Below are 5,872 nucleotides of genomic sequence, written 5' to 3'. Positions count from 1 at the left end.
GCCCTTCGGTAGCCGCCACGCGCGGCCCAACCTCCGTCTCCGAGCCCACGACGGATGCACCGCTCCTGGCGGAGCCCGGTGGACGGGGCAGCCTCAAATCACAGTCAAATGTAACTCAAAATGTCACACACTCTCTTTGCGCATGAGAATGTAACTCACAATGTCACACGCAATCCCGACATAACAAGATCTCTTTGAAAAACATAGATACGCAAACATGAAGCAAATGAACACGGACTGTTGAAACAGAGACTTCAACATGTATCATCCGTATCAACCGTGAAGCCTCCGAGACGAGAGTTCGAGTGCAGCACCACGGTCGTCCATGAAGATCCACTTGTCAGGGATCACCGTGTCCACGGCGTTCGAATCATGCCAGGCGTCGTCTTCCTCGACCTGGCGCTCCGCGCTCTGAAGGCGCAGGGATTTGATACGACCGCGCTGGAGCTGCGAAACATCCTGTTCATCGAGCCTGTCGCCACCTCGGAACGGGCCGGCAGGAGGATTCGCCTGTGTTTCACGCCCCAGGAGACCGGGACGACGCGCTGGCAGGTGGTGGCGACCAGTTGGCCCGTGTCCGCCACAGGTGAGTCCCTGGGAGCGCCGACCGAGAACTTCCGCTGCGAGGTCCACGGCGCCGACGCGCCCCTCGAAGGGCGGCTCGACATCGCCCACCTGCGGCGCCACGCCGAGCGGATCTCGGACGTGGATGACGCCTATGCGTATGCGCGCGGCGCGGCCATCGAACACCTCGATTTCATGAAGGGGCAGGGCCAGCTCTACTTCCATGAGCGCGAGGTGCTGGGGGCGCTGCACCTGAGTGACGCCGCGCTCGAGCACCTGGAGGACTTCCACCTCCACCCCGTCTTCCTGGACAGCGCCACCCTGCTGCCCTTCCTCTACATGCAGCAGCGGCCAGAGCTGGCGCTCCAGCCCTTCATTCCCATCCACATCGAGTCGTTCCGCGCGGGCCACTCGCCGGGTGAGCGCGTGTTCGTTCACGTGCGCCAGGACAGCACCGGGCTGGTGGCGGACGACCTCTTCCACAGTGACCTCGACTTCTACGCGCCCGATGGCCAGCGCATCGCGGCCATGCGCAAGCTGTCCACCAAGCGCATCCGCTCCGAAGGCCTGATTTCGCGGCTGCAGGCGCCCCAGCGCGGCGAGCCCGCGCGGGCCGCCGCGGAGCAACCCGCCGCTCCCGCGCCCTCCGTGCTCGACTACCTGCGCGGCCTGCTCGCCACGGAGTTGCAGGTCGCCGCCGACGCGCTCGACGACTCGGAGAACTTCTATTCGCAGGGGTTGGATTCGGCGCACCTGCTGCGGCTCGTGCGGCGGCTCGAGCAGGACCTCGACGTCAAGCTCTACCCCACGCTGCTGTTCGAGCACAGCACCCCGCGGGAGCTGGCGGACTACCTCGAAAAGCACCACGGAGCGCAGACGTCGAGGCTGCTCGCGTCGCCCGCGACGAAGGGGGCCTCGCCGCCTCCGGCCGTAGCCGCGGCGCCCTCCCCTGCCCCCTCCGCTCGCGTCTCCCAGGACGAGCCCATCGCCATCATCGGGCTGTCGGGCCGTTACCCCCGGGCCGAGGACCTGGAGGCGTTCTGGGAGAACCTCCGCGCCGGGAAGGACTGCATCACCGAGGTTCCTCCGGAGCGCTGGGAGCACGCACCCTGGTTCGACCCGTCCGCCAGCCGTCCGGGAACCACGCAGAGCCGGTGGGGGGGCTTCCTTCAAGGCATTGACCGGTTCGATGCCCGGCTCTTCAACCTGTCGCCGCGGGAAGCGGAGCTCATGGACCCGCAGGAGCGGCTGTTCCTGGAGACGTCCTGGCAGGCGCTCGAAGACGCGGGCTACGCGGGACGCGCCCTGCGCGGCCGCAAGGTGGGCGTGTTCGTGGGCGTGATGTGGGGGCAGTACGCGCTGCTCGGCCTGGAGGAAACCCTCCAGGGCAACCCGCTCTCGCCGTCCTCGTTCGCCGCCTCCATCGCCAACCGGGTCTCCTTCTTCTTTGACTTCCGTGGACCCAGCCTGGCCCTGGACACGATGTGCTCTTCCTCGCTGACGGCGCTGCATCTGGCCTGCGAGAGCCTGCGGCGAGAGGAGTGCGAACAGGCGCTGGTTGGCGGCGTCAACCTCATGCTGCACCCCAGCAAGTACGTGCTCCTGAGCGAGCTCCGGATGCTTGCCCAGGATGGGCGGTGCCGCGCGTTTGGCGAGGGGGGCAGCGGCTACGTCCCAGGCGAGGGCGTAGGCGCCGTCCTGCTCAAGCCCCTGTCCCGGGCGGAGACGGACGGGGATTACATCCACGGCGTCATCCGCGCGACCGTGGTCAATCACGGAGGCCGCGCCAACGGCTACACAGTGCCCGACCCCGACGCGCAGGCCACGCTCATCACCGAGGCGCTGGAGCGCTCGGGCGTGGAGCCACAGACGCTCGGGTACATCGAGGCCCATGGGACGGGGACGAGCCTGGGCGACCCCATCGAGATTTCCGGCCTGGGCAAGGCCTTCCAGCGGAGGACGGCGCCGGGCTGGCGCTGCGCCATCGGCTCGGTGAAGTCGAACGTCGGGCACCTGGAGGCCGCCGCGGGCATGGCCGGGCTGACCAAGGTCCTGCTCCAGATGCGGCACCAGCAACTGGCCCCTTCGCTCCACGCGCAGCGGCTCAATGCGTTCATCGACTTCCAGGCCACGCCCTTCCGCGTGCAGCAGGAGCTGAGCGACTGGCCCGCCCCCACGGGCGTCGAGGGACACCGCCTCCCCAGGCGAGCGGGGCTGAGCTCCTTTGGCGCGGGCGGCGCCAACGCCCACGTCATTGTCGAGGAGCACCTGCCGCCGAAGTCTCCGCCCGCGGCGCATGAGCGCCCCCGGCTCGTGGTGCTGTCGGCGCGCGCGGAGGAGCAGCTCCGTCCGTACGCGGAGCGAATCCTCCGCTTCCTCGACCGGCAAGCCGCGCCGGAGGCGACGGGGCCCGCGGTGAGCCTCGCGCGGCTCGCCTACTCGCTCCAGACGCGCAACGAGGCCATGGCGGCGCGGCTGGCCCTGGTCGCCACCAGCCAGGACGACCTGCGTGAGCAGCTGCGACGCTTCCTGGACGGACAGGCCCATCCCGACACCTGCTTCCAGGGACGGCTCCGGGCCGAACAGTCCCGGGTGAAGGTGTCGCCCCAGGGTGAGGATGTCCCGGCGCTCAGGGCGCTGGCGGCCCGCTGGGTGGAGGGCGCGGACATCGACTGGGCGGAGCTCTACCCCCAGGGCGTACCGGGGCGGTTCCCGCTGCCGACCTATCCCTTCGCCCACCGCTCGTACTGGCTGCCCAGGACGACGCCCGCGGCCACGACGCAGCCGCCGACGCGCCTGCATCCCTTGCTGGGACACAACACCTCCACGCTGGAGGCCGTGCGCTTCACCACGACCTTCCCTTCGACAACGCCGCTCCTCGCGGACCACCGCGTGGGTGGGCGCGAAGTCCTCCCTGGCGTCGCGTGCCTGGAGATGGCGCTGGGCGCGGCGCGGCTGGCCGGCGCCGGGCCTGTCAGCGCCCTGCGCGACATCACCTGGGCCAGTCCCGTGATGCTCGCCCCTGGGGCCGCTGCGCTCGAGGTCTCCCTCACGCTCCAGCAGGACGGCGCCCCCCTGGGCTTTCGCCTCGTCGGCGCGGACGGCACGCTCCACGCGCAGGGACGGCTGCAGCGCCAGGAAGCCACGCCGAAGCCTCCCCTCCGACAGGAGCCCGAGGCCCTCCGGGCGCGCTGCCCGCGGGTGCTGTCCTCGCGGGACTGCTACGCGCTCCTGAGCGCACGCGGGCTCGAGTACGGCGAGAGCCTGCGCCCGCTTCAGCAGCTCCACGTGGGCCAGGACGAGGCGCTGGCCACGCTGCGGCAGCCTGGCGCCGCGGCCCCGTCACCCGACGTCGTGCTCCCACCGGTCCTCCTCGACGGCGCGCTCCAGGCCGTGGTGGGCCTTTTGTCAAACGGAGAGCAAGAGGGGGGCGCTGCGTCCTGGCTGCCCTTCTCCCTGGGCGCGGTCCACCTCCATCAGCCCGTGCCCCTGGAGTGCCTCGTCCATGTCACGCGCACGGGGCGGCGCAAGGACGTGGAGACCTTCGACCTCTGCCTCACCGACGTGACGGGGCAGGTGCTCGTCCGCCTGGAGGACTTCCGCGTCCGGGAGGTCCCTGGGCAGAAGCAGCAGGCCCCCACCCGCGTCCTGGGCGAGCGCTGGGTGCCCGAGCCCCTGGAAGGCGCCGCCTCCGAGCCCGGGGGGCCGCTGCTGGTCTTCGACCACGACGCTCTTTTGCGCGATGCGCTCCGGCGCCTGGTCTCCGGGCCCGTGTTCCTCGTGAAGCCGGGGTCGGGCTTCCGTGCGGCCGGCGACGGCGTCTACGAAGTCGACCCCGCGCGGGTCGAGGACGTCGAGCGCCTGCTCCAGGCCCTCCGGCAGGGAGGGGGGCTCCCCGCCCGCGCCATCCACGCCTGGGCCCGTCACCCGCCCCTGGAGCTCGCCGCACAGCACCTGGACACGGCGCTCGCGCAAGGCATCCACGCGCTGACGGCCTTCACCCAGGCGTGGCTGAAGGCACGGCCCGTGCCGTCCCTCCGGCTGCTGTGCGTCTACCAGGGACCGGCGAGCGCCGCGCCCCAGCACGCCGCGCTCTCGGGGTTCTGCAAGTCCATCAACCGGGAGCACCGCGCGCTGCGCTACCGGACCGTGGAGCTGTCCCAGGCGCCAGCCGTCTCCGCGGCCCTGCTGCTCCAGGAGTTGTCACCTCCCGAGGCGCCGGATGACGAGGTCCGCATCGGCGCGGAGGGCCGCGCGCGCCTGTGCCGGACCCGCCTGTCGCCGCTCGCCGTCCCGGACGACGCGCCGCTCTTGAGGGAGCGTGGCGTCTACCTCATCACGGGAGGCCGCGGCGGGCTGGGCCTGCTCTTCGCGCGGTGGCTGGCCCGGCGGGTCCGGGCGCGGCTCGTGCTGGCCGGGCGCGCGCCCGAGGACGACACCGTGCGCGACCAGCTCCGGGAGCTGGCCAGCCTGGGCGCCGAGGCCGTGTACCGGCAGGCGGATGTCTCGCGGGCAGACGCGGTGGAGACGCTGGTGGGCGAGGCCGTGGGCCGCTTCGGCGCCCTCCACGGCATCATCCACTCGGCGGGGGTGCTGCGCGACGCCATGGTCGCCCAGAAGCGCGGCGAGGACATCGCGTCGGTCCTCCAGCCCAAGCTCCTGGGCGCGCTCCACCTGGACGCGGCGACCCGGCACCTGCCGCTCGACTTCTTCGTCCTGTTCTCCTCCCTGGCGGGCGTCATCGGCAACGTGGGGCAGACGGACTACGCCTTCGCCAATCGCTTCCTCGACCACTTCGCCCGGGGGCGCCTGGAGCAGGTGCGGCGGGGCCAGCGCCACGGGCGCTCGTTGTCCATCACCTGGCCCCTGTGGCGCGAGGGCGGCATGCACGTGGACGCCCAGATTGAGGCGCACCTGCTGCACACGCTGGGCATGAAGCCACTGAGCACCCGCGAGGGGCTCGACTTCTTCGTGCGGGCGCTGCACGCCACCGAGCCGGTGATGGCCATCGTCGAAGGCGACGTCGAGCACATCGACCGCGCCTTCGATGTGAGGACGGCGCCCGTCACGCCGGACGTCACGAACGACCTCCTCGCGACCATCGCCGAGGTCCTCGAGGTGCGGCGGGAAGACGTGGACCTCGACGCGAGCCTCGAGGACCATGGCTTCGACGCGACCTCCCTGGCCGAGCTCGCCGCCCGGCTGGCGCCGCGGCTGACGCGCGCCCCGAGCCCGCGCGAGCTCGTTGAGCACGCCTCCGTGCGCGCGCTCTGTCAGTCCCTGGCCCCAGCGGTCCCCTGCACGGCGC

The 5,872-nt window shown here is 71.1% G+C and carries 1 protein-coding gene; it reads left to right on the top strand.

The features are described 5' to 3' along the window. Window positions 1-372: 372 nt before the first annotated feature. A partial coding sequence (locus HV824_RS34665) for an SDR family NAD(P)-dependent oxidoreductase (RefSeq protein ID WP_255208584.1) occupies window positions 373-5,872 on the top strand: 5,500 nt, incomplete at its 3' end.

Source organism: Myxococcus sp. AM009, assembly GCF_013372605.1.
In the GTDB taxonomy this organism is placed as follows: domain Bacteria; phylum Myxococcota; class Myxococcia; order Myxococcales; family Myxococcaceae; genus Myxococcus; species Myxococcus vastator.
This window is presented reverse-complemented; position numbering and strand designations above follow the sequence as displayed.